This is a genomic window from Sphingopyxis sp. J-6 (assembly GCF_046603995.1).
GTDB lineage: Bacteria > Pseudomonadota > Alphaproteobacteria > Sphingomonadales > Sphingomonadaceae > Sphingopyxis.
The window spans coordinates 4,196,665-4,220,434 of sequence record NZ_CP145810.1 but is presented as its reverse complement, the minus strand read 5'-3'; the positions used below and the strand labels follow the sequence as shown (position 1 = coordinate 4,220,434).

General features: G+C 66.1%; 25 protein-coding genes. 12 read left to right on the top strand and 13 right to left on the bottom strand.

Translation table 11 applies throughout. The annotated features are described in order from the left end of the window. Positions 1 to 76 precede the first annotated feature (76 nt). Positions 77 to 463: a DUF1489 family protein gene (locus tag V6U71_RS19990; RefSeq protein WP_411340072.1), complete on the top strand. Its 387-nt coding sequence runs from the start codon at positions 77 to 79 to the stop codon at positions 461 to 463. On the opposite strand, the gene V6U71_RS19985 is transcribed toward V6U71_RS19990, so the two are convergent. From V6U71_RS19985 to V6U71_RS19975, 3 genes are read right to left on the bottom strand one after another with little or no spacing between them, the layout of a single operon-like run. After that, positions 460 to 2,037, bottom strand: a complete 1,578-nt coding sequence (locus V6U71_RS19985; protein WP_411340071.1) for an FMN-binding glutamate synthase family protein — start codon at positions 2,035 to 2,037, stop codon at positions 460 to 462. The genes V6U71_RS19990 and V6U71_RS19985 overlap by 4 nt on opposite strands. 9 nt (positions 2,038 to 2,046) lie before the next feature. Continuing rightward, on the bottom strand, positions 2,047 to 2,445 hold the full coding sequence (locus V6U71_RS19980; protein WP_411340070.1) for a nuclear transport factor 2 family protein: 399 nt from the start codon (positions 2,443 to 2,445) through the stop codon (positions 2,047 to 2,049). Continuing rightward, positions 2,442 to 3,149: a dienelactone hydrolase family protein gene (locus tag V6U71_RS19975; protein ID WP_411340069.1), complete on the bottom strand. Its 708-nt coding sequence runs from the start codon at positions 3,147 to 3,149 to the stop codon at positions 2,442 to 2,444. The genes V6U71_RS19980 and V6U71_RS19975 overlap by 4 nt, the downstream gene beginning before the upstream one ends. Before the next feature lie 105 nt (positions 3,150 to 3,254). Between V6U71_RS19975 and V6U71_RS19970 the strand changes: the two genes are divergently transcribed. The 9 genes from V6U71_RS19970 to V6U71_RS19930 all read left to right on the top strand — a co-directional run bounded on the left by V6U71_RS19970 (position 3,255) and on the right by V6U71_RS19930 (position 13,842). Continuing rightward, positions 3,255 to 3,554 carry a DUF6489 family protein gene (locus tag V6U71_RS19970; protein WP_054589661.1) on the top strand — a complete coding sequence of 100 codons (300 nt, stop codon included), beginning with the start codon at positions 3,255 to 3,257 and terminating at the stop codon, positions 3,552 to 3,554. A gap of 44 nt (positions 3,555 to 3,598) precedes the next feature. After that, entirely contained in the window at positions 3,599 to 4,882 is a 1,284-nt protein-coding gene (gene mnmE / locus V6U71_RS19965; RefSeq protein ID WP_411340068.1) for a tRNA uridine-5-carboxymethylaminomethyl(34) synthesis GTPase MnmE, read from the top strand. Positions 4,883 to 4,957: 75 nt separating this feature from the next. After that, positions 4,958 to 6,829, top strand: a complete 1,872-nt coding sequence (gene mnmG / locus V6U71_RS19960; RefSeq protein WP_411340067.1) for a tRNA uridine-5-carboxymethylaminomethyl(34) synthesis enzyme MnmG — start codon at positions 4,958 to 4,960, stop codon at positions 6,827 to 6,829. Beyond that, positions 6,826 to 7,497, top strand: a complete 672-nt coding sequence (gene rsmG, locus V6U71_RS19955) for a 16S rRNA (guanine(527)-N(7))-methyltransferase RsmG (RefSeq protein ID WP_411340066.1) — start codon at positions 6,826 to 6,828, stop codon at positions 7,495 to 7,497. Before mnmG ends, rsmG begins: the two co-directional genes overlap by 4 nt. Further along, entirely contained in the window at positions 7,494 to 8,276 is a 783-nt protein-coding gene (locus tag V6U71_RS19950) for a ParA family protein (RefSeq protein WP_054732082.1), read from the top strand. Before rsmG ends, V6U71_RS19950 begins: the two co-directional genes overlap by 4 nt. Then, the gene (locus V6U71_RS19945) at positions 8,277 to 9,239 is read left to right on the top strand and encodes a ParB/RepB/Spo0J family partition protein (protein ID WP_411340065.1); all 963 of its coding nucleotides are present in this window, start codon (positions 8,277 to 8,279) and stop codon (positions 9,237 to 9,239) included. Between the two features lie 276 nt (positions 9,240 to 9,515). Then, positions 9,516 to 10,010 (top strand): DUF4402 domain-containing protein, encoded by a 495-nt coding sequence (locus tag V6U71_RS19940; protein ID WP_411340064.1) that lies wholly within the window; start codon positions 9,516 to 9,518, stop codon positions 10,008 to 10,010. 202 nt (positions 10,011 to 10,212) lie between these two features. After that, positions 10,213 to 11,037 (top strand): molecular chaperone, encoded by an 825-nt coding sequence (locus V6U71_RS19935; protein WP_411340063.1) that lies wholly within the window; start codon positions 10,213 to 10,215, stop codon positions 11,035 to 11,037. A gap of 30 nt (positions 11,038 to 11,067) precedes the next feature. After that, a complete protein-coding gene (locus tag V6U71_RS19930; protein ID WP_411340062.1) occupies positions 11,068 to 13,842 on the top strand; it encodes an MSCRAMM family protein in 2,775 nt (924 codons plus the stop codon). 21 nt (positions 13,843 to 13,863) lie between these two features. Here V6U71_RS19930 and V6U71_RS19925 read toward each other — a convergent pair whose 3' ends face one another. Together V6U71_RS19925 and V6U71_RS19920 are read right to left on the bottom strand one after the other, a co-directional pair. Next, on the bottom strand, positions 13,864 to 14,631 hold the full coding sequence (locus V6U71_RS19925) for a sulfite exporter TauE/SafE family protein (RefSeq protein WP_054589653.1): 768 nt from the start codon (positions 14,629 to 14,631) through the stop codon (positions 13,864 to 13,866). Positions 14,632 to 14,754: 123 nt separating this feature from the next. Next, the gene (locus V6U71_RS19920; RefSeq protein WP_411340060.1) at positions 14,755 to 15,681 is read right to left on the bottom strand and encodes a LysR family transcriptional regulator; all 927 of its coding nucleotides are present in this window, start codon (positions 15,679 to 15,681) and stop codon (positions 14,755 to 14,757) included. Between the two features lie 83 nt (positions 15,682 to 15,764). Here V6U71_RS19920 and V6U71_RS19915 point away from each other — a divergent pair, with 83 nt between their 5' ends. Next, complete coding sequence (locus V6U71_RS19915; RefSeq protein ID WP_411340059.1) at positions 15,765 to 16,097, top strand: hypothetical protein; 333 nt, start codon at positions 15,765 to 15,767, stop codon at positions 16,095 to 16,097. Between the two features lie 269 nt (positions 16,098 to 16,366). Here the strand turns inward: V6U71_RS19915 and map are convergent, their stop codons facing one another. The 6 genes from map to V6U71_RS19885 form a co-directional block, all read right to left on the bottom strand. Beyond that, on the bottom strand, positions 16,367 to 17,137 hold the full coding sequence (gene map, locus V6U71_RS19910) for a type I methionyl aminopeptidase (RefSeq protein ID WP_411340058.1): 771 nt from the start codon (positions 17,135 to 17,137) through the stop codon (positions 16,367 to 16,369). 1 nt (position 17,138) lies between these two features. Next, positions 17,139 to 17,345, bottom strand: coding sequence for a ParD-like family protein (locus V6U71_RS19905; protein ID WP_411340057.1), 207 nt, complete (start codon positions 17,343 to 17,345; stop codon positions 17,139 to 17,141). A gap of 70 nt (positions 17,346 to 17,415) precedes the next feature. Next, positions 17,416 to 17,904, bottom strand: a complete 489-nt coding sequence (gene msrB / locus V6U71_RS19900) for a peptide-methionine (R)-S-oxide reductase MsrB (protein ID WP_411340056.1) — start codon at positions 17,902 to 17,904, stop codon at positions 17,416 to 17,418. A gap of 58 nt (positions 17,905 to 17,962) precedes the next feature. Continuing rightward, complete coding sequence (locus tag V6U71_RS19895) at positions 17,963 to 19,219, bottom strand: cytochrome P450 (RefSeq protein WP_411340054.1); 1,257 nt, start codon at positions 19,217 to 19,219, stop codon at positions 17,963 to 17,965. 72 nt (positions 19,220 to 19,291) lie between these two features. Next, positions 19,292 to 20,566 (bottom strand): ABC transporter permease, encoded by a 1,275-nt coding sequence (locus V6U71_RS19890; protein ID WP_411340053.1) that lies wholly within the window; start codon positions 20,564 to 20,566, stop codon positions 19,292 to 19,294. After that, positions 20,563 to 21,513 (bottom strand): ABC transporter ATP-binding protein, encoded by a 951-nt coding sequence (locus V6U71_RS19885; protein WP_411340052.1) that lies wholly within the window; start codon positions 21,511 to 21,513, stop codon positions 20,563 to 20,565. Before V6U71_RS19885 ends, V6U71_RS19890 begins: the two co-directional genes overlap by 4 nt. A 67-nt stretch (positions 21,514 to 21,580) precedes the next feature. On the opposite strand from V6U71_RS19885, the gene queG reads away from it, so the two are divergent. After that, the gene (queG, locus tag V6U71_RS19880; RefSeq protein ID WP_411340051.1) at positions 21,581 to 22,633 is read left to right on the top strand and encodes a tRNA epoxyqueuosine(34) reductase QueG; all 1,053 of its coding nucleotides are present in this window, start codon (positions 21,581 to 21,583) and stop codon (positions 22,631 to 22,633) included. 13 nt (positions 22,634 to 22,646) lie between these two features. Here the strand turns inward: queG and V6U71_RS19875 are convergent, their stop codons facing one another. Together V6U71_RS19875 and V6U71_RS19870 are read right to left on the bottom strand one after the other, a co-directional pair. Further along, on the bottom strand, positions 22,647 to 23,027 hold the full coding sequence (locus V6U71_RS19875) for a hypothetical protein (RefSeq protein ID WP_411340050.1): 381 nt from the start codon (positions 23,025 to 23,027) through the stop codon (positions 22,647 to 22,649). Beyond that, complete coding sequence (locus V6U71_RS19870; protein ID WP_411340049.1) at positions 23,024 to 23,707, bottom strand: EI24 domain-containing protein; 684 nt, start codon at positions 23,705 to 23,707, stop codon at positions 23,024 to 23,026. Before V6U71_RS19870 ends, V6U71_RS19875 begins: the two co-directional genes overlap by 4 nt. Positions 23,708 to 23,770: the final 63 nt, after the last annotated feature.

Below are 23,770 nucleotides of genomic sequence, written 5' to 3'. Positions count from 1 at the left end.
ATGAAAGAGCCGGCTCCGCGAGGGGCTGGTTTTTTTCTTGCCGGCTACCCATGTGACAATCGTGTCCCGGCTTCACATGACCCGCGTTTCTGTCGGCTGTGCCGATTATCCTGCGTTGCAAGCGCGGATCGCCAATTATGCGCAAGATGGCGAGATCCGTTTCACGACGCGCTTCAAACCCAAGCGCGCCGACGAGCTGATCGGCGGCAAGCTGCATTTCATCGTCAAACATACGCTGGTTGCGCGCGTCGCGATCTTGCGTTTCGAGGACCGCAGCGATGGACGGGTCGATATCATCTGCGTCGCCGAGCTCGAACGGATCCATCCGCAGCCGAAACGGGCGCATCAGGGCTGGCGCTATCTCGCCGACAGCGATGCGCCAAAAGGGGTCGATGCGGGCGATGGACTTTCCGACCTGCCCCCCGAACTCTACCGCGAGCTCGCCGAACTCAGCCTGATCTAGAGCGCCGCCCGGAAGCTGCCGGCGCGCGCCATCTTCCAGTAGCGTGCGCTGCGCACCGAATCGGGATCGTCGAGCAGCACACCCCGCGGATAGAAATTATAGATGCGGTCGATCGAATCCGATCGCGCCGAGTTGAGCCGTTCGCTGAGGTGATGCGGCTGGATCTGCCAGGGCGTGTCGAGCCCCATCGCTGCGGTAATATCCCACAGCGCCGACACCGTCGCGGCCTGGAAGCGGCGGACGCGCGCCGCCTTGTCCTCGACCACCAGCCCGCGTTGGCGGCCCGGATCCTGCGTTGCGACCCCGGTCGGGCATTCGTCGGTATGGCATTTCAGCGACTGGACGCAGCCGAGCGAGAACATGAAGGCGCGCGCCGCGTTCGACCAGTCGGCGCCGAGCGCGCAATTGACCGCGAGGCCCGCACCCGAATGGACCTTGCCCGACGCGGCGAGCCGCACCTCTTCCTTGAGCCCGCAGCCGACGAGTGCGTTGCGCACGAAGATCAGCCCCTCGCGCAAGGGCATGCCGAGGCTGTTGGAAAATTCGACCGGTGCCGCGCCCGTCCCGCCTTCGGCCCCGTCGACGACGATATAATCGAGCCGGATGCCGGTTTCGATCATCGCCTTCATGACGGCATAAATTTCGTGCGGCTGGCCGACGCACAATTTGATGCCGACAGGTTTGCCGCCCGACAGTTCGCGCAGCCGCGCGGCCCATTCGACCAGTTCGACCGGCGTTGCAAAGGCCGAATGCGCGGCGGGCGAGATGCAGTCATGGCCTTCGATGACGCCGCGCGTCGCGGCGATCTCGGCGCTGACCTTGGGTCCGGGCAGCACGCCGCCGTGGCCGGGCTTGGCGCCCTGGCTCAGCTTGATCTCGATCATCCGGACCTGATCGCTCTGCGCGACGTCCTGGAAACGTACCGGGTCGAAGTGCCCGGCATCGTCGCGGCAGCCGAAATAGCCGCTCCCCAGCTCCCAGACGATGTCGCCGCCGTGCAGGCGATGATAGGGGCTGAGCCCCCCTTCGCCCGTATCGTGATAGAAATCGCCGAGTTTTGCGCCGAGGTTGAGCGCCTCGATCGCTTTCGCACCCAGCGAGCCGAAACTCATCGCCGAAATGTTGAGCAGGGCGGCCGCATAGGGCTGGGTGCATTGCGATCCGCCAACCGCCACGCGCTGCGTGCGGTCGCTTTCCATCGCCGGGGCGATGCTGTGGCTCATCCACTCATATTCGTCCGAATAGACGTCGAGTTCGGTGCCGAAGGGATGCGCATCGAGATCGCCTTTGGCGCGCGCATAAATGAGGTCGCGTTCGCTGCGCGCGAACGGGCGTCCCTCGAGCGGGCTTTCGACGACATAGGCGTAGAGGAACGGCCGGAGCGCCTCGAACAGCCAGCGGATGCGCGCAATCAAGGGGAAGTTGCGGCGCAGCGAATGCCGGCGCTGCACCGCATCGTAGAATGCGACGAGCAGCAACGGGATCCACAGCAGCAGCGTCCAGCGCGCCGGACCCCACCAGCCCGCGAACGCCGCTGCCGCGATCAGGACGGGAAAGGCGGCCCAGCGCAGCACAGGATCGCTTTAGCCGGCCTGCGCCGCAAGCATCGCCGCCATCTTTTCCCACACCTTGTTGATCGCCTTGAGCGGACGAACCATTACCTTGAAATCGCTTATTTTTCCTTCGTCGTTCCAAAGGATGATATCGACGCCGTTGATCTGGATACCGTCGAGCTCGCTGGCGAATTCGAGCATCGCCTGATTGCCATCGACGATTTCGCGGAGATAGCGGAAATTCTCGCCGCCGAGCACATGGCTCGCCGCGTGCAGATAAGCGAACACCTTGTCGCGCCCGGCCTGCGGCCTGTGGACCACGGGCGAGTGGAACACCGCATCTTCGGCGAGCAGATCTTTGAGCGCCTGCGGGTCGCCGCCGCCCGCCATATAGTCATGCCAGGCGGCGAGACCCGCATGCGCGCTCATGCGAGATTCTCGGCGAAAAAGGCGCGGGTGCGACCGTCGGCGAGCTGTGCTCCCGCTTCGTTGCGACGATTGCCCATCGTCGCGGCAAAACCGTGGTCGAGACCCTGATAATCGTGGATCGTCACCTTCGGATGCGGATCGAGCCCGGCGTGAATCCGCTTCTGCGCGTCGTGATCGACCAGATGGTCTTCGGTCGGGATGTGGAGCATCAGCGGATGCGCGATCGCGTGGCTCTCGTTCAGCATCTGGTCGATCATCACGCCATAATAGCCGACGGAGGCCTGCACGTCGGTGCGTGCCGCGGCCATATAGGCAAGCCGCCCGCCGAGGCAGAAACCGACGCAGCCGACCTTCGTCGCGCCCTGACCGTCAAGCCAGCGGATCGCCGCTTCGATATCCTTCACGCCGTCGTCGGCATCATATTGGCCGAAATAGCCGAAGGCTTCCTGCAATTGGGCCTCGATATCGGGATTGAGCTCGACCCCGGGGGCGAAGCGCCAGAAGATGTCGGGCGCGATCGCCAGATAGCCTTCGGCCGCCCAGTCGTCGCATTTCTTGCGAATGCCGGCGTTGACGCCGAAAATCTCGGGAATGACGATGATCGCACGCGAGCTGTCCGCATCGGGACGCGCGACATAGGCTGGAATATCGCCTTCACCGTCGAGCGCGGGGATGGTGGTGTTCGTCGCGGGCGTGTCTGACATGGGGAGCTCTCCTGACTCTTGCTTCTTGGCGGTGAAAGCGCGAAGCTAGCGGCGCGCGGAGCATGGCTCAAGCGGCTAACCGGCATTTCGGGGCGGAGACAGGCGATGAAGTTCAATATCGAGATCGATTGCACCCCCGAAGAGGCGCGGCGGCTGGTCGGCCTTCCCGACCTCGAGCCGCTGCACGATATTTATCTGAGCCGGGTCAAGGAGTTGATGGCGAAGGGGATCACTCCGGACATGGTCCAGACGATGGTCAAGAGCTGGGTCCCGATGGGCGAAAGCGGTCTCGGGCTCGTCCAGTCGCTGCTCGGGCAGTTCGGTGGCGGGCTGATGGGCGGCGCCGGGAAGTCCGCCGACAAGGATGATGACGCCGACAAGCCGGCGCGGAGCCGCAAGAGCTGATCGAAGACATTGAAAAAAATACGATATTTGCGCTGTCGAGCGGGGTGCCGCCGGCGGCGATTGCGGTCGTACGCATCAGCGGGACTTGTGCGGGGCCAGCACTGAAGCGGCTCGCCGGGCGGCTGCCGGCACCACGGCGTGCGGTGCTGGCCGATCTTCGCGATGGCGATGGCCATGCGCTCGATCGCGCGCTGCTACTGTGGTTTCCGGGCCCGGCGACCGCGACCGGCGAGGATCTGGCCGAACTTCATCTCCACGGCGGCCGCGCGGTCGTCGCGGCGGTCGAAGCGGCGCTGGCGGCGATGCCCGGTATGCGCCGCGCCGCAGCCGGCGAATTCACCCGCCGGGCCTTCTTGAATGGCCGGATGGACCTCGCCGAAGCCGAGGGGCTCGCCGACCTGCTGGCGGCCGAGACCGAAAGCCAGCGCATCCAGGCGCTCGCCATGGTCAACGGTCATGTTTCGCGCGCGGTGGCCGAATGGCAGGAGCGATTGCTGGGATTGATGGCGCCGGCGGAGGCCGAACTTAATTTCGCGGATGAGGATGACGTCGAAGTTGGCGACATTGTCGCGGAGCGTTTGATATCGGGGATGGGCGCGTTGGCGGCGGAGCTTGGCCAGTGGCTAGCGCGACCGGTGGCAGAGGTGATTGCCGAGGGGTTGTCGGTGGTCATTGCGGGGCCGCCGAATGCGGGAAAATCGACGCTGATCAACGCTTTGGCGCAGCGCGAGCTGGCAATCGTATCGCCCATCGAAGGAACGACGCGCGACGTGATCGAAACCCCGCTGGCACTCGACGGCATCGCGATGCGCTTTTCGGACACGGCGGGGCTGCGCGCCGAAGGGGCCGATGCGATCGAGGCGATCGGGATCGATCGCGCGAAGCAGGCGGTCGAAGGGGCGGATATCCTGCTGTGGCTCGGCACGCCCGACGCGGCACCTTCGCATCCGCGCCGGGTGATCGTCGCGGCGCAGGCCGACCGCTGGCAGGGTGACGCCGAAGCCGAAGCCGCCGCGGCGCGCTGCGACCTGGCGCTGTCGGCGGCGACGGGGGCGGGGATGGACGTCCTGCACCGGCGGATCGTCGATATCGCTCGCACATTGCTGCCGCGCGAAGGCGAAGCCGCGCTGCGCGAGCGCCAGCGCGTCGCGCTTGCCGAAGCAAGGGACTGGCTGACGATCGTGCGGGGGTCGCGCGAGGCGAGCGATCTGATCCTGCTCGCCGAACGGCTGCGGCTCGCCGGCGCGGCGCTCGACCGCATCACCGGGCGGGCCGGCGTCGAGGATATGCTCGACGCGCTGTTCGGCCGTTTCTGCATCGGAAAATGATGTTCCACGTGAAACATCGCATCGGTCGCAGCGCGGTGGATTTGCGTCGCGCTTTGCGGTAAGGGCGCCGCAATCATGCAGGATCGCGCAACTTTCGATGTCATCGTCGTCGGCGGTGGGCACGCCGGAACCGAGGCCGCCGCCGCCGCGGCGCGGCTTGGCGCGCGCGTCGCGCTGGTCAGTTTCGACCCCGCCCTGATCGGGACCATGTCGTGCAACCCGGCGATCGGCGGGCTCGGCAAGGGCCATCTGATGCGCGAGGTCGATGCGCTCGACGGCTGGATGGCGCGTGCCGCCGACAGCGCCGCGATCCATTACCGGATGCTCAACGCGTCGAAGGGCGCGGCGGTGCAGGGGCCGCGCATTCAGGCCGACCGTAAACTTTATCGCGAGGCGATCCAAGGGCTGCTCGCTGCCGAGGATGGGATAACCGTAGTTGCGGGCGAGGCGGCGGCGCTTCGCCTTTCGGCCGACCGCGCGCGGGTCGAAGGTCTCGACCTTGGCGACGGGACCGCGCTTGCCGCGCCGGCGGTCGTGCTCGCGACCGGCACCTTCCTTGGCGGGCGGCTGTTCCGCGGCGAGGAGCGGATGGAAGGCGGCCGCATCGGCGAGGCCGGCGCCCATCGGCTCGCCGAACAGTTGCGCAGCGCAAATCTTCCGATGGCGCGGCTCAAGACGGGGACGCCGCCGCGGCTCGACGCGCGGACGATCGACTGGGCGCGGCTCGCCGAACAGCCTTCGGACAGCGCCGAGGGGGCAGGCTGGACCTGTTCCACGTGGAACAGCGAGCGGACGGTGCCGCAAATCTTCTGTGCGATCACCCGGACGAATGTCGAATCGCATCGCATCATTGCCGACAATCTCGACCGCTCGCCGCTTTTTACCGGCGCGATCGGCGCAGCGGGTCCGCGCTACTGCCCATCGATCGAGGACAAGATCCATCGCTTTGCCGATCGCGACGGTCATCAGGTGTTTCTCGAACCCGAGGGGCTCGACACGCATCTGGTCTATCCGAACGGCATTTCGACCTCGCTTCCCGCCGACGTCCAGCTTGCGATGCTGCGGACGATGGAGGGGCTCGAAACGGTCGAGATGGTCGTGCCGGGCTATGCGGTCGAATATGATCATATCGACCCGCGTGCGCTCGACCGGACCTTGCAGGTGCGTGCCGTACCGGGGCTCTGGTGCGCGGGGCAGATCAACGGCACGACCGGATATGAAGAAGCGGCGGCGCAGGGCCTGATCGCCGGCGCGAATGCCGCGCTTGCGGTGCAGGGCCGCGCGCCGATGATTCTCGACCGCTCCGAATCCTATATCGGCGTGATGGTCGATGACCTGGTCCTCCAGGGGGTAAGCGAACCCTATCGCATGCTGACAGCGCGTGCCGAATATCGCTTGCGGCTGCGTGCCGACAACGCCGCGACACGATTGACGCCGAAGGGTATCGAACTGGGATTGGTACGGCCCGCGACCGCCGCGCTGTTCGCGGCGCACACGGCGGCACGCGCGGACGCGGAAGCGCTGCTCGACGCGCCCGTCGCGACGGCCGATTATGCCGCGATCGGGCTGGCACTGCCCGGTGACGGAATCGCGCGCAAGCGGATCGACCTGCTGCGTTACCCGGGGGTGACGATGGCGACGCTCGCGCAGCTTGCGCCGGGACTGGCGTCGATCGGCGAGGCGATTCTTTCGGAGGTCGCCGAGGACGCGCATTACGCCCCCTATATCGCGCGGCAGGATGCCGAGCTGCGCGCGCTCGCCGCGAACGAAGCGATCACGCTCGACGCGTCGATCGATTATGGCGCGATCGGCGGATTGTCGCGCGAGATGGTCGAGCGTCTGTCGAAGGCGCGCCCCGAAACATTGGGCCAGGCGTCGCGTATCGACGGTGTCACCCCGGCGGCATTGACCGCAATCATGGTGCATAGCCGGCGGCGCGCCGCGTGAGCGACGCCGGAACTACGGTGCTTCTGGAAAATGAAGACGCCGCGCGCGCCTGGATCGACGCGTGTTTCGCACCGACGGAGACGCAATGGGCGCAGCTCGATCGCTTTGCAGACTTGCTCGTGGCCGAAAATGCCCTGCAGAATCTGATCGCTGCATCGACGGTACCGACGCTGTGGGTGCGCCATATTGCCGACAGCGCGCAGTTGCTCGCTCTCGATGAGCGTGAAGGCGGGGGGCTCTGGATCGATCTCGGTAGCGGGCCGGGGCTGCCGGGGCTGGTGGTCGCGATTCTGAGCGAGCGGCCGATGATGCTGGTCGAATCGCGCAAGCGCCGGTGCGATTTTCTGCGTGCGGCTGCGGTGGATCTTGACCTCCGGCATGTCGAGGTTATCGAAGCGCCGCTAGAGCGGGTCGAAACGCGATCCGCAGCGACGATAAGCGCGCGGGCGTTCGCGCCGCTCGACCGGCTGATCGACTTGTCCGCCCGTTTTTCCACCGAATCGACGCGCTGGTTGCTGCCAAAAGGGCGAAATGCGGTTAAGGAACTGGCGTTGTTGCCCCAAGCATGGCAGAGTCTGTTTCACGTGGAACAAAGCCGCACGGACGCCGAAAGCCGGATTTTGGTCGGGCAAGGAAATGTCGCGGCAAACCAGCGAGGAAAGCGATGATCCGCATTGCCGTGGCGAACCAGAAGGGCGGGGTCGGCAAGACGACAACCGCGATCAATCTCGCCACCGCGCTGGCGGCAACCGGTTGGCGGACGCTGATCATCGACCTCGATCCGCAGGGCAATGCGTCGACCGGGCTCGGGATCAAGCAGTCGCAGCGCGATTGTTCGAGTTACGAACTGCTGCGCGGTGACGCGACGCTCGCCGAATGCGCGATTCCGACTGCGGTGCCGCGGCTCTATATCGTCCCGGCGACGGTCGATTTGTCGGGCGCCGAGATCGAGCTGATCGAATATGGCGACCGCCTGCACCGGCTGCAGCAGGCATTGTCGAGCGCCGAGGCGGGGCAATGGGACATTTGCCTGATCGATTGCCCGCCGTCGCTCGGCATGCTGACGCTCAATGCGCTGATCGCCGCCGAATCGCTGATCGTGCCGTTGCAATGCGAATTTTTCGCGCTCGAGGGATTGAGCCAGTTGCTGACCACGGTCGAGCGTGTCCATGGGCGCTTCAATCCGCAATTGTCGATCCTCGGCGTCGCGCTGACGATGTTCGATCGCCGCAACCGGCTGACCGATCAGGTGTCGGACGATGTACGCGAATGCCTGGGCCCGGTGGTGTTCGAAACGGTGATTCCGCGCAACGTCCGACTTTCGGAGGCGCCGAGCCACGGGCTTCCCGCCCTGATCTACGATCATCGCTGCACCGGCTCGGCCGCCTATATTGCGCTGGCCCGCGAGCTGATCGACCGCCTGCCGAATATCCGCAAGGCGGCATAAATGACTGATAATAATGACGAAATTGAAAAGGGTGCCGCACCGGTGCGCAAGCGGCCGTCGGGACTGGGGCGCGGGCTGAACGCCTTGTTCGGCGATGCTGCGGTCGAGGCGCCGGTGCTGGCGAGCCCGGGTGCCGCCAAGCCGGCACCCGCTGCTGGCGACGCCGTTCAGCATATCGCGGTCGGATCGATTCGCCCGCTGCCCGGCCAGCCGCGGCGCCATTTCGACGAAACGGCGATCGCCGAACTCGCCGCTTCGATCGGCGCGCGGGGACTGCTGCAACCGATCATCGTGCGCGCGGCGCCCGATGGACAGGGATATCAGCTCGTCGCCGGCGAACGGCGCTGGCGCGCGGCGCAGCGCGCCGGGCTGCACCAAATTCCCGCGCTCGTGCGCGATCTCGACGATGCCGCGACCTATGAGATTGCGCTGGTCGAGAATATCCAGCGGCAGGACCTCAATGCGATCGAAGAGGCGGCCGCCTATCGCCGCCTGATCGAGGATTTCGGGCACAGCCAGGAAGCACTGGCCAAGCTCGTCGGAAAGTCGCGCAGCCATGTCGCCAACCTGATGCGCCTGCTCGATCTGCCGCAGGGCGTGCAGGATCTTGTCGGTGACGGGTCGCTGGCGATGGGGCATGCACGCGCGCTGATCGGCGCGGCGGGCGCCGAGGAGATTGCACGCAAAGTCGTCAAGGATGGCCTGTCGGTGCGCGCGGTCGAGGCGCTGGTGCGGGCGGAGAAGGGCGGCGGCCGCAAAGCGCCGCTCGAATATAAGAGCATCGACGGCGCCGGCGGGCGCGACCCCGATATCGTCGCGGTCGAACGCCATCTGTCCGAGCTGCTCGGCATTGGCGTTGCGATCCAATATGCCGGGGAAGGCAAGGGCGCGCTGACGCTCAAATTCGCCTCGCTCGACCAGCTCGACATGATCTGCCAGCGGCTTTCGGGCGAATCGATCTGACGTTTGCGCGAACGCCCGCCGGCGCTCCGATTTGTGCCAGTGCGGGCCGTCGGGCGATTGGCAACAGGCAAACCGGCGCGCGTATCTGTAAAGCAACTATCTGAATTTATTGTAATATCATCGAAAAGGTACACCAATCCTTATCATGCTGTTAACCATGCTTGCTGGCAAAAGCTGAACCGGTCGCCGTTAGAGAGGCCCGTGAATGGGGTGGGATTTCCATTCGATTGTGGGTTTTTCGAGTTCAAGGGACCAAATCATATGCGCAACTTTGGAATGAAGCGCGCCCTTCTGGGTGCCGCGATTGCTGCTCTCGCCATGAACGCTTCGGCGGCGCAGGCGGCGACGGCCACGGGTACGGCGAAGGCCAAGATCCTGCGCCAGATCACGCTCACCAACACCAGCGACCTGCAGTTTGCGACGATCATCAGCGGCGCGACCGCTTCGACCGTTGCGGTGTCCACTGCCGGCGCGGCGACCTGCGGCGCGGGTCTGACCTGCACCGGTACGACGACTGCCGCCAATTTCAATATCCAGGGCACGAACAATGCCGTCGTGCTTGTGGGCGGCGATACGAGCGTCACTCTCAACGGTTCGCTTGGCGGCTCGATGACCGCCGCGCTCAGCTATTCGGCGACGTCGGTCACGCTGACGAACGGTCCTGGCACCGTCGGCGGAAGCTTTCAGGTTGGCGGCACGCTGAGCGTCGGAGCCAACCAGGCATCAGGTGATTATTCGGGGACGTTCGACGTCACGGCCAATTATCAGTAATATTTGACAATAGAGGGAGGCGAAGCTTGCTTCGCCGCGCGATGGGGGTCGCCGGATATCGGTCCGGCGGCCCTTTTCGTGCGCTCCACGTCGGCGACGCGGAGCGTGGTTAGCGAAATATCAACCATGTTGAGGCAGGCAGGAAGCGAACCAACGGTGCGGTGGGGACTGCGCCGGACAACGATTGTGGGGATCGTGAATGATGCGCTTTCTGAAAGGCTTCGGCCTGTCTTTCGCGGCTGCGTGCAGCGCCGTGCTTTCTGTTCCTGCTACGGCTTCGGGTGACCTTCTCGTCGCGCCGACGCGCCTCGTCCTCGACGGGTCGCGCGGAACCGAAGTCGTGCTCAACAATATCGGCGCCGAAGCGGCGACCTATCGCATCAGCCTCGAGATCAAGCGGATGACCGCAGCGGGCGGGCTCGACGAGATCGCCGAGGAGGACGCGACCGACTCCGAAAAGGCGGCGCTGGCGATGATCGCCTTCAGCCCGCGGCGCGTTTCGCTGCTGCCCAACCAGCCGCAGGTGATCCGCGTCGGGGTGCGCGTTCCCGAAGGCACGCCGCCGGGTGAATATCGCGCGCATATGCTGTTTCGCGCGGTGCCCGATGCCGCGCCGGCGACCGGTGCGGCAAAGCCGGCGGGGGAGGGGGTATCGATCGCGCTGACGCCTATTTATGGCATCACGATCCCGGTGATCGTCCGCGTCGGTGACCTCGGCGCCGAGGCGGTGATCGGCGATGCGTGGGTCAGCGAAGGCAGCGACGGCCCGGCATTCAATTTCGATCTGACGCGGACGGGTAGCCGCTCGGTCTATGGCGATATCGAGGTGACGCGGCCGGGGCTGCCCGAGCCGCTGCTGCTTGCGCGCGGCATCGCGGTCTATCCCGAGGTCGGCGCGCGCAAGGTGTCGCTGCGCGTGCCCCCCGAACTTGCGGCGAAACTCAAGGGCCCGGTGCATATCCGCTATAGCGAAGACCGCGAGATCGGCGGCGGGACGATCGACCAGGCCGACAGGGTGGTGAAATAGGCCGGGCAAGGCCGAATTGCGGGCGCAGCAATGATCCGCGCCGCCCTGTCCCGATATTTTCCGGCGCTCGCCGCCGGGCTGGCGCTGGTCGGGCTCGTCCCTTCCGGCGCGCATGCCTTTGACAAGGCGCCGGTTGCGGTCGGGGCTGACAATTGGGCGCCGAACGAGGACGATAGCTGGCTGTTCGACCTCCGTTCGGGGCAGTACCGGCTCGGCGACGGGGTGCGCGGCTACCAGACGCCGCAGGGGGTGTGCGTCGACCTCGCCGACATGGTGCTCGCGCTCGACCTCGCGGTGCGCGTCGACAAGAAGTTGCGCCGCGCAACCGGCTGGGTGTTCGACGAGCGGCGCAGCCTGACGATCGATCGCGAAACGGGCGAGGTACGGGTCGGCAGCGCGAGCATGAGGCTCGCCCCCACGACGATCCGCGACACGCCCGCGGGCTGGTGCGTCGATCTGGACAGCCTTGGCAAATGGCTTGGCGTGCCGATCGTGGCCGACCTGTCGAACGCGGTGCTGCGTATCGACGCGAAGGAAAAACTGCCCTTCCAGCTTGCCGCCGAACGCCGCGCGCGCGCGGCCGGGATCCGTCCCCAAGCCAGCTTCGACCTTGCCAGCCTGCCGCAGGCGACGCGGCCGTATCAGATGTGGGCGACGCCCTCGGTCGATGTCGTCGCGTCGGCCGGCGTCGTCGCGGACAAACGCGGCGGCAACCATGTCCAGGCGCGATACGAGATTTTCGCGGCAGGCGAGGTGCTGGGGCAGAGCTTCGACGCGCGGCTGTCGTCGGATGATCAGGGGGTGCCCGACAGCCTGCGGATGCGGCTTTATCGCACCGATCCGGCGGGGCAATTGCTCGGGCCACTCAAAGCCACCCATTATGCTGTCGGCGATGTCAGCCTGCTGTCGACGGGGCTGGTCGCGCAGTCGGCGCCGGGACGCGGCGCGGTGCTGACCAACCGCCCGGTCGAGCGCCCCGACAGTTTCGACAAGACGAGCTTTCGCGGCGATCTGCCGGCAGGCTGGGACGCCGAACTATACCGCAACGGGCAATTGCTGGCCTTCACCAGCCCCGATGGCGACGGCCGCTACGAATTTCTCGACGTGCCGCTGCAATATGGCGCGAACCGCTTCGAGATCGTACTCTACGGTCCGCAGGGGCAGGTCAGGCGTGAAATCCGGCAGGTGCAGGTGGGCATGGATTCGATCCCGCCGCGCGAGACTTGGTATTGGGCCGGCGTCGCGCAGGAAAATGCCGATCTGATCGAATTCGGGAACCGGCGACAGACCTGGCAGCGTGGCTGGCGCGGCACGCTGGGGATCGAGCGCGGTCTCGACACGCGCACCTCGGTCGCCGGTTATTTCCACAGCCTGATGATCGAAAACATCCGCCGCAACTATGGCGAGGTCGCGCTGCGCCGGTCGATCGGCCCGACCTTGCTCGAGGTCGCGGGCAGCTATGCCGACGATGGTGGCAGCGCCGTCCGGGCAAGCTGGCTGGCGGGGTTCGGCGAAACCTATGTTCGCGCCGACGCGATGCGCGGTTGGGGCGGTTTCGTGTCGGATCGTTTCATCAACAATATCAATGGCCTGTATCAGATATCGGTCGACCAGTCGGTGAAGCTGGGGCGCACCGTGCTGCCGCTGCATTTCGACCTCGCGAAGACCGACCGGCGTTCGGGGATTTCGAGCCTCGAAGCGTCGGCACGTGCATCGGCGAGCTTTCGGGCGCTGACCTTTACCGGCCAGCTCGACTGGACGCGGACCAAGGTGCCGGTCGGGCCCGACCCGCCCGACAATCTGACTGCCAGCCTGCTCGCCAATGCCCGCATCGGGCGCGTCCGCCTGCGTGGCGAGGCGCGCTTTGCGCTGTCGGGCGCCAACGCCGATTCGCGGATGACGATGATCGCCGAATGGGCGGAGAAGGGCGATGCCGAATGGCGCGCCGAACTGGGCTATGATCGCGGCCTCGAGCGCGCGCGCGCCGGGATCGGCTATACGCGCCGTTTCAAGGCGTTGCAGCTTACCGGATTTGGCGAAGTGGCCAGCGACGGCTCGGTCGCGGCGTCGCTGTCGCTTGCCTTCAGCTTCGGGCCGAGAGCGAGCGGTGGCGGCTGGCGGATGTCGAGCGAGAAACTCGGCGGTCGCGGTCAGGTGATCGCCGATGTGTGGATGGACGACAATGGCGACGGCATCCGCCAGCCGGGCGAAGCCGCCTTGGCCGACGTACCGCTGACCGCGGGTACCGCCTTTGTCGATGCGGCGACCGGCAAGGACGGGCGTGCGGCGATTGACGGGCTCGAACCGTTTCGCCCGGTGATGATCGGCATCGATGCCGGGAGCCTGCCCGATCCCTATGTCCAGCCGGCGCTGCCCGGTGTCGTCGTCACGCCGCGCCCCGGCGTTGCGACGCGCGTCGCTTTGCCGATGACCGCGGCGGGCGAGATCGAGGGTGTCGCGATGCGCGACGGCGGCAATGCGATCGAGGGGCTGGGCCTGGAGCTTGTCGACGCCGAAGGGCGCGTGCGCGCAACGACACTCACCGAGTTCGACGGATATTTTCTTTTCGAAAGCGTCGCTTACGGGCGCTATACGGTCCGGCTGGCGAAAGCATCGGCGGCGGCGTTGCGGCTCGATCCCGGCTTTGCATTGAGCGCGGTACCGGGCAAGGCTGGCCCGCGGGTGCGGCTGGGAACGCTGACGCTGAAGCCGGTGCGGCGCGAGGCTACGGCACAGGGTGAAGCAGTGCCGGACGGCGGGACCAGTGCGCGCGGGCCGCCGGAAGCGACAGGGGGCGGCCGTTAAGGCAGCCGCCGTTACCCCGCATCACATCAGCGCGCGATAGAGGCCGAAGGCGCTGGTCGCGGTCAGCACGACGCCGACGAGGGTGAGCATCAGCTTGACCGAGAAGCGCTTCGCCATGAAGGCGCCGAGCGGTGCAGCGAGGACGCCGCCGATCAACAGGCCGAGCGTCGCGCCGGCGATGTCGGCGATACCGAGGTTCCAGATGAAGGTCGCCGAGACCGCGAGGGTCAGGAAGAATTCGACGCTGTTGACCGTGCCGACGACCTTGCGCGGTTCGGCGCCCTGGACGAGCAGGTTCGAGGTGACGACCGGTCCCCAGCCGCCGCCGCCGGCAGCGTCGAGGAAGCCGCCGACGAGGCCGAGCGGGGCGATGACGGTCGGCTTCTGGATCTTGGGCGGATAGAGCAGGCCGCGGACGAGCAGCCAGATGCCGATCGCGACCAGATAGGCGAGCACGAAGGGCTTGACGATATCGGCGTGCAACGAGGTGAGGACATAAGCGCCGAGCACCCCGCCGATGACCCCGGGAATGAGCAGTTTCCAGAACAGCGACCATTCGATGTTGCGATGGAGCAGATGGCTGATCCCCGACACGCCGGTCGTAAACACCTCGACGACATGGATGCGCGCCGAAGCGACCGCCGGGGGTACGCCGAGTACCGCGACGAGCAACGTGTTGCAGATGACGCCGAAGGCCATGCCGAGCGCGCCGTCGACGAGCTGGGCGGCAAAGCCGATAAGGATGAAGGGCAGCAGCGCGGAAACGTCGATGGCCGCAAAATCTAGCATGATGTCATCCCAACCCGTTTAGTTGACAACTCGCTGCCGCCTTTTTGGAGGATTCGCCAGCGCAATTTTTCTGCGGGCGGCAAAGGGATTTGTTTCCACGTCGGAACGAGGCGGCCTGCCGCGCTATCCCGTAACGTCATCGGGCAGGTAATCGCGCACATAATCGATGAACGCCCGCAATTTGGGCATCACCTGTTTGCGGCTGGGATAATAGAGGAACAGGCCCGAGGTCGAGCAGGCGTGGTCGCCGAGCACGAGTTCGAGTTCGCCCGCGGCGATCATCGCCTTGACCACCGGCTCGGCAGTCATCCCCATCGCGACCCCGGCGCGCACCGCGACCATCATCGCGGTGAAGTCGTTGACGATCACCGGCCCGGTCACCCCGACCTCGATCTCGCGATTCCCCTTCTCGAACGTCCATGGCATCAACGCGCCGCTCCCCATGCGCATGCGCACGCAGCGGTGGTTGCGCAGTTCGTCGGGGCTCTCCGGGCGGCCGTGCCTGTCGAGATAGCCCGGGGTTGCGACGGCGACGAAACGGAACGGCCCGGTCAGGCGGACCGCGATCACGTCGGCGTCGAGCGATTCGCCCATGCGCACCCCGGCGTCGAAACCGCCCGCGCTAAGATCGGCGAGCGCGTCCTCGGCATAGATTTCGAGCTCGATCTCGGGGTAGGATTCGCAAAAGCCCGCGATGATCGGCTCGAACAAGGGCTGGACCGCACCGCGCATCAGGTTGATGCGCAGCCGGCCGGCGGGGCGATTACCGAGATTGCGCGCCGCTTCATAGGCGTCGGCTAGGCCCGAATAGGCGGGGGCGGCGCGTTCGAGGAACATTTCGCCCGCCTGCGTCAGGCCGACGCTGCGCGTCGTGCGCATGAACAATGGTGCGCCGACGCGCGCCTCCAGCGCCTTGATCGTCTGGCTGATCGCCGAAGGGGAAACGCCGAGATCGGCGGCTGCGGCGGAAAAGCTCCGCCTTTCCGCGACACGCAGGAAAGCTTCGATCCCGTCGAGCGCCCCATGGGGGATTGTTAAATCCTGCTTCAAGGCACTTGCAGATTATAGAGGATTATCTATTTGCGCAACCGCAGCTAAAAAGGTTGCACAACGAAACGAAAGGAACCTCTCCCATGGCCTATCAGCTCTCCTCTTTCCGCCGCTTCCCCTCCGCTTTCGCGATCGTCGCCGGTTCGGCGCTTGCTTTCGGTGGCCTGATCGCTTCGACTTCGCCGGCTTATGCGCAGTCGGGTGACTATCGCTGCACCGGCCTCGCCGAGCAGGCTTCGACCGCGGCCGAAGGCGCGAGCGCCGGCCAGAAGGCCAGCGCCAAGCGCTTCGTCTCGACCGGCAAGAAGCTTTGCGAAGCGGGCAACGAACGCGCCGCCGCCAAGCAGTTCCGCGCCGCGCTGAAGATCGCCGGCGTCGCCGAACTCGAAGGCGACAGCCAGGTCGCGTCGCGCTGAACGATATAAGCCAGACGTACCAATCTCCGGCCCGTCCTCTCCCTCTCCCCGACGGGCTCCCAAACTGGGGCGGCACTCATAACGAGGCCGCCCTATTTATTTGTGCGTCCGGCGCGTCGGGACGGGGTTGGAGCGGACGTTGTTTCATCCATTCTCGTCATCCCGGGCTTGACCCGGGACCCGCCTTTCTTCCAGGCTTAGATGCAAAGACAAGGCAGGCCCCGGATCAAGTCCGGGGTGACGATGTTAGATAGATCCGCTTTGGGTCCCTACGCCGCCATCGCCTTTTCGCCGCTGCGCAGGGTCAGTACCTCGACGCCGTCGCCGGTCACCGCGACCGTATGTTCGAACTGGGCCGACAGCTTGCGGTCGTTCGTCACCACCGTCCAGCCGTCCTTTTCGGTCGAGACCTTGCGCGTGCCCTGGTTGATCATCGGTTCGATCGTGAAGACCATGCCTTCGCGCAGCTTCAGCCCGGTTCCGCGGCGCCCAAAATTGAGCACCGACGGCTCTTCGTGCATTTCGCGGCCGATGCCGTGCCCGCAATAGTCGCGGACAACCGAGTAACCGTGCTTTTTCGCATGGCGTTCGATGGCAAAGCCGATGTCGCCCAGATGCGCGCCGGGGCGTACTTGCGCGATGCCCTGCCACATTGCTTCCTGCGCGACGCGGACCAGCCGGCGCGTCGCGGGCGGGACATCGCCGACGATATAGGTCTTGCTCGAATCGGCGATGAAGCCGTTTTTTTCGAGCGTGATGTCGAGGTTGATGATGTCGCCGCCGCGGATGATCGCGCGTGCGTCGGGCACGCCGTGGCAGACGACGTGGTTGATCGAGCAGTTCAGGACATATTTGAAGCCGTACTGACCCTTGCTCGCGGGCCGCGCGGCGAGGTCGACGGTGATGAAATCCTCGACAAGGTCGTTGACCTCCATCGTCGACCGGCCGGCGAGATCGATCCCGTCGAGCATTTCGAACACCGACGCGAGCAGCTTGCCCGATATGCGCATCAGCGCCAGCTCGTCGGGCGTCTTGACCATGTCAGGCGGCGGCGAGTTCGCTTGAGCTGCCCTGCGCTGCGCCCAGTTGCATCGCGACGATCTGGTTGAACGACAGCGTCGGATGGGCCTCGGCCAGCATGCCGATCTTCATCCAATATTCGGCCTGCGCATTGATCGAGCGGCACATCACGGTGCTGGCGCGGCGTGCATCCTCGTGCAACGCTTCGTCGATTTTCACGATGCCCATCGCAAGCCCTTCAGGAGAGTGAATATATGAAGCGTATATGCTTCGTATATTATCCCGTCAATGTGCCGCGTCAGGCCGGGCGGAAAGCGAGTGCTGCGCCGTTCATGCAATAACGCTTTCCGGTCGGTTTCGGCCCGTCGTTGAAGACATGGCCGAGGTGGCCGCCGCAGCGTTTGCAATGCACCTCGGTGCGCGGATAGCCGAGCTCATGGTCGGTCGACGTGGCGATTCCGCCTTTCAGCGGCGCCCAGAAGCTCGGCCAGCCGGTGCCGCTGTCGAACTTGGTCTTGCTCGAATAGAGCGGCAGTGCGCAGCCTCTGCAGACAAAGGTGCCGCTGCGCTTTTCCTTGTCGAGCGGGCTGGTGAAGGGGCGCTCGGTCGCCGCCTCGCGCAGCACGCGATACGCCAGCGGCGACAGGCGCTTTTGCCATTCAGCGTCGGAAAGCCGCCAGCCGGGTTCGGCGAGCGGGCGTTTGCCGGGCTTGGCGAACAGCAAAGGCGCGGCGACGAGCGCACCGCCAAGCGCGAGACCGGAAAGCAGATAGCGGCGTTCGATCATAGAAGGGCTCCTCATGCCCCCTGTTACCGGGCTGAGGTGGGCCCGGCTGTGACCGCCGTCAATAGCGCTCTAGTTCGACCTGCATGTGGCGATAGCCATGGACGAAGCTGGCGTTGACGCGCTCGGGCTCCGCCAGGACATTCACGCGCAGACGGCGCTTCTGCATTTCGGAGATCAAGGTGGTGAGCTGCAATTCGGCGACGCGCGCGCCGACGCAGCGGTGGATGCCGTAACCGAAGGCGAGGTGGCGGCGGGCATTCTCGCGATCGACGATGATCCGGTCGCCGTCGGGAAAGATGCTCTCGTCGCGGTTCGCCGAGGCGTACCAGAGCGCGATCTTGTCGCGCGCCCTGATCTGGTGGCCGAACAATTCGGTGTCTTCGAGCGCGGTGCGACGCATATGCGCGAGCGGGGTCTGCCAGCGGATGATCTCGTGCATCGCGTTGACCGCGAGGTCGGGGTCGTGGTTCGCCTCGAGCTTCGCGCGCTCTTCGGGGAAGCAATGAAGGCCATAGGCATAGGCTGACATCGAATTGCGCGTCGTGTCGTTGCCGCCGACGATGAGCAGGATGAGATTGCCCATGAATTCCTCATGGCTCATGTGATTCATCGCGTCGGACTGGAGCATGATCGAGATGAGGTCGTGCTTGCCGGGATTCTTCGCCTTGTGATCCCATAATTCCTTGAACGCGGCGCCCATTTCGAAGGCGGTGGCGAGGCGCTGCTGGCGTTCCTCGAGCGTGTTGAAGCTTTCGATGTCGCCCAGTGCGTCGGACCAGCGGGTCAGATTATGACGGTTTTCCCACGGGAAATCGAACAGGATCGCAAGCATGTCGGTCGTGAGTTCGATCGACAGCCGCTCGACCCAGTCGAACGCCTCGCCGACCGGCAGCGTGTCGATCAGCGCTGCGGTGCGTGCCTGGGTGTCGGCGCGCATGCGCTCGATTTCGGAAGGACCGAAGGCGGGGGCGACGGTGCGGCGCTGCGCGGTGTGCTGCGGGGGGTCCATCGCGATGAACATCGGCATCGGGATTTCGCCCTCTTTCAGATGTTCGACGCCGTCGCCGGCAACGGTGATGCCGCCATATTCCCACGACGAGGAGAAGATCTTGGGCAGCGCCTCGATATGCTGGATCGGCTTGTAGGTGGTCACCGACCAATAGGGGCCGAATTTCGAATCCTCGCAAAAATAGATCGGCGATTCGGCGCGCAGCTGGCGCATCGGTTCCTGCCATTGATCCTCGCGCCACAGGTCGGCGCGCGACAGGTCGAGGGGATGAAGGTCGGCGGGGGTTTCGCGGATGACGGTAGCCATGGGGCGCTCCTCTGTCGAAAGGCCGTCTGGCGCGGCCGATTCCGTTTCAGAATGCCACTATTTACAGCTTTGTCAATCGAGCGCGTCCGGCATCGTCGTTGCCGCTGCACGCCGCGTCCGCCGCCAGAATTTCCAGCTCGCGCCGCTGCTCAATACCCCGGCGCGGAACAGGCGCACCGACAGCCAGACGACGAGCGCAACCCAGATCGCCTGCCAGCCGAGCGCCAGCAGGTGGATCGCCTTGTCGCCGTCGGTCGCGGCGCGCGCCGCCATCGCGAAGGGCGAGGAGAAGGGAAAAATCTGGGCGAAATGCGCGAGGCCGGTGCCCGGCGCGCTCGCCGCGGCAGCGGACAGGCTGAACATGCCGACCTGGAAGATGGTGATCGGGAGGCTGAGCATCTGGATTTCGCGCACCGTACTCGCCTGCGCGCCGACGCCGAGGAAGACCGAGCCGAGGAGCAGGAAGGCCATGATGAAATAGGCGACCCCGATGCCGAGGAAAAAGCCCCAGCCGCTCGCGGGCGCCGCGGCGAGGGCGGCGGCCGGCTTGCTGGCGGCGGCGAGCGCGGCGGGGTCCATCTGCACCGTCGCGACGAACCCGCCGGCGACGGCAACGACACCCCAGAAGCTGAGGAACAGGATCGCGACGCCGAGCATGCCGAGCAGCTTGCCGAGGAAGACGCTTTCGAGCGGCACCGCGGCGGCGAGGATTTCGATGACCTTGTTGCCTTTTTCCTCGGCGAGCGAGCCGACCGTCTGGCCAGCGAGAAGCAGCGTAATGAGGAAGATGACGAAGACCGCGGCAAAGCCCATCGACTGCTGCGCCGCGATGCTCGTGCCGCCGCTCCGGATGCTCTGGAATTGCGGCGCGGCGGGCGCGACCGACCCCGCGGCGCGGTCGCGCAGCACATCGCTTGCGAGCAGCGCAAGATAGCGCCCGGCGCTGCTCCCCGCCTCGCGCTCGACGATCTGCGGCTTGCCCAGCGGCCCCGACAGCACGGCGTAGGTGTCGGCGCCCTTCTCCTGTGCGATCGCGAAAGGATCGGCCGGCGTGGCGCCGGCAACGCGGATCTCGAGCGTCACCGGCCGTTCGCCGCGCGGCAACGCTTCGCGCAGACGGTCGTCGGCGGCGCGCAGATCCTCGACATCGCCCGCGGCGACGATCGCGACGATGCGGCCCTTGCCGCGCGCGCTGTCGGCGAGCTGTGAGGCGCCGATGCCGCCCACCGCCCCCATGCCGATCATGAAGAGCGGGGCAAGCAGGAAGAGGAGGAAGGTCGGCGTCGCGACGATCGCCAGAAAATCGCGGCGCGCGATGACGAACATATTCTTGAGGAAGGCGTTCATGCGGCCGCCTCCTCGATGGCGTCTTTTTCGGGGGTCGCGTCGAAGCCGGCGTCGACCTGACGGACGATGTGCACAAAGGCGTCGTGCAGGCCGGGCCGCGCGATCGACAGGCCCGCGACGCCGTGCCCGCTCGCGGTGATCCGCGCCAGCAGCGGCTCGACGTCGGCCTCCTCGATCGCAAAATGCCACGCCTCGCCCTTGCGCTCGGCGCCGGCGGGGAGCAGCGCGGCCGCCGCGTCGCCGTCGGTGCGCGGCGTGTAGCGGACCTGCATCGGCAGCAGCGCGCGGGCTTCGTCGACCGTGCCCTCGAAACGCCGCTGCGATCGCGCGATGATCGCGATCCGGTCGCAGAGGCGTTCGGCGTGCGCCATGACATGGGTCGAAAAAAGGATCGTCGCGCCGCGGTCGCGTTCGCGCTTCACGAGCATTTCGAGCCGTTCCTGGTTGACCGGGTCGAGCCCCGAGAAAGGCTCGTCGAGCACGATCAGGTCGGGCGCGTGGACGATCGATCCGATGAGCTGGACCATCTGCGCCATACCCTTCGACATCTTGCGGATCTTTTCGTCGACCACCCGCTCGAGCCCGAGTTCGGTCATGAAGGCGGCGGCGCGGCGGCGCCCCTCGGACCAGTCGAGCCCGCGCAGCGCGCCCATGAAGGCGATTGCCTCGCGCGCCTTCATGCCGGGATAGAGGCCGCGCTCTTCGGGAAGATAGCCGATGCGGTGGCGCACCGATTGCGGCCGGTGCGTGCCGAAGATACGGCTCGTCCCTTCGTCGGGGTCGATGATGCCGAGCGTCATCCTGAGGCTGGTCGTCTTGCCCGCGCCATTGGGGCCGAGCACGCCGTAAATGCTGCCCGTCGGCACCGCGAGGCTGACATGATCGACCGCCTTGAAATTGCCGAAATATTTGGTGAGGCCGTCCGCCTCGACGCTGTAATCGTTCAAACCCGGGTCCCCGATCTTCTCACCTGCAAGCTATGGCACGGCAAGGCGCCTCGCGTATAGAGCGCCAATGGTTGCGGAAGCCTTGCCTTCACTGGAGCAAAGACTCGCCGATGTCGCGCGGGCGCACGGTTTCGTCGCTTTCGGCATCGCGCGCGCCGATGCGGCGCCGCAGACGGCGGCGCGGCTGAACGAGTGGCTCGCCGACGGGTGCCACGGCGGCATGATCTGGATGGAAAGCCGCGCGGCGCAGCGCGGATCACCGATCGGACTATGGCCCGAGGTCCGGTCGGTGATCGCGCTCGGCATGAGCTATGCCCCCGCGCATGATCCGCTGGCGCTGGAGGGCGTGCCCGACCGCGGGCGCATTTCGGTCTATGCGCAGGGCGGCGACTATCATGACGTCGTCAAAAAGGCGCTGAAAGCCGTCGCGCGCTGGCTCGTCGCCGAGGTGAAGGACGCCGAGGTCAAGGTGTTCGTCGATACCGCGCCGGTGATGGAAAAACCGCTGTCGGCTGCGGCGGGCCTCGGCTGGCAGGGCAAGCATACCAACCTCGTCAGCCGCGACCATGGAAGCTGGCTGTTCCTCGGCGCGATCTACACCACGCTCGACCTCGCGTCGGCGAGTCCCGGGCGCGACACCTGCGGGAGCTGTTCGGCGTGTCAGGATGCGTGCCCGACCGACGCCTTTCCCGCCCCCTACCGACTCGATGCCCGCCGCTGCGTTTCCTATCTGACGATCGAGCATGACGGGCCGATCCCCGAGGAGCTGCGGCGCGGGATCGGCAACCGCATCTATGGCTGCGACGATTGCCTGGCCGCCTGTCCGTGGAACAAATTCGCCGAAACCGCGCATGCGCACCGCGCTTTCCTGCCGCGCGCCGAGCTCGTCGCACCGGCGCTTGCCGACCTGCTCGCGCTCGACGACGCGGGGTTCCGGCAGGTGTTTGCGGGATCGCCGATCAAGCGAATCGGTCGCAACCGGATGGTGCGCAACGCCGCAATCGCTGCCGGCAACAGCGGCGATCGGGGGTTTCGCGGGATACTGCAGCAGCTTACTTCGGACGAATCGCCGATGGTTGCCGATGCCGCAGCCTGGGCGCTTGCCGAGCTGGCGTCATGACGGCGGCGCGATCCTAACGCTGTTGCAGCGCCTGTGCGCAACTGTTCACTTCGGCGTTGCGCCCGTCGGGCGTCCGCGCATCGACATGCGTCGCGACCGGGTCGGCACCGGCGCGCGCCGCGTAGAAATAAATGTCGAGGACGCACGCCGTGCCGGCGAATTGCAGCTTGCGGCCGGCACCTTCGGTCACGTCGAGCCGTGGCTTGCCGAACATGCGGCCGATCGCATCGGCGCTGTTGCCGATCAGCGCATTGTTCTGCACCGGCCTGACCACCGTCGGCGGGGGCGCGACGACGGCGGGCGGCGTCGAGGGCCGCGGAATAGCGGGGCCCGCACAGGCACCGAGAGTCAGGGCGAGCCCGGCGATGGCGGCCAAGCGGTGGCTTTGGATCATGTCAGTCGGTCCCCGTTCCGCAGGTGCAGCATGTGCACGGCCATAGCGGCGCTCAATATCGGCGCAAACAAATTGGCGACGGGCACCATGAAGCTTGCGGCGGACAGCAGGCCGAGCGACCAGCGCGCACCGCGGTCGAAGCGCGGTCGGCCGGGATGGCGCGCCAGCACCATCGCCTCGAGGTCGCGGCCGAGGAGCAGCGCGTTGACGGCCAGCGCGAGCAGGACGGTCCCGACGCCGGTGACGAGCAAGAGGATGTAGAGCGGCAGCGCGAGCAGATTGCCGGCGATCAGCCGCACGAGCGAGGCGAGCGCGAGTGCGATATTCTGCCGCCAGCCGACATCGACGGCCTCTGCGGCCGCAGCGGGATAATGGCGCCCCTCGACATCGGCGACGATGCTGTCGGCGAACAGCCCGACGACGACGATCGCGACGGCGCGGAACAGCAGCCAGCTTCCGGCAATGAGCAGCAGGATGATTGCTATCCCGGCCATGTCGGCGCCGTCCTCGCCGAGCCATTGCCAGTGGGCTAGTCCCCAGCGGGCGGCGATGAAAAGCCCCGTACCGGCGGCCGCGAAGATGAGCAGCGTCAGCGCGAGGCTGAGTGCGAGAATGCGGAGCACGCGCGGTTGCGGCAAGTCGCGAAGCGCCAGAAGCAGGGCGTGGACGGCGCGGGTCATGGGCGTGAATGGCGCGCGGACGGGCGCTGCGTCAAGCGCGCACGCTTGCGCTGCCACGCCGCC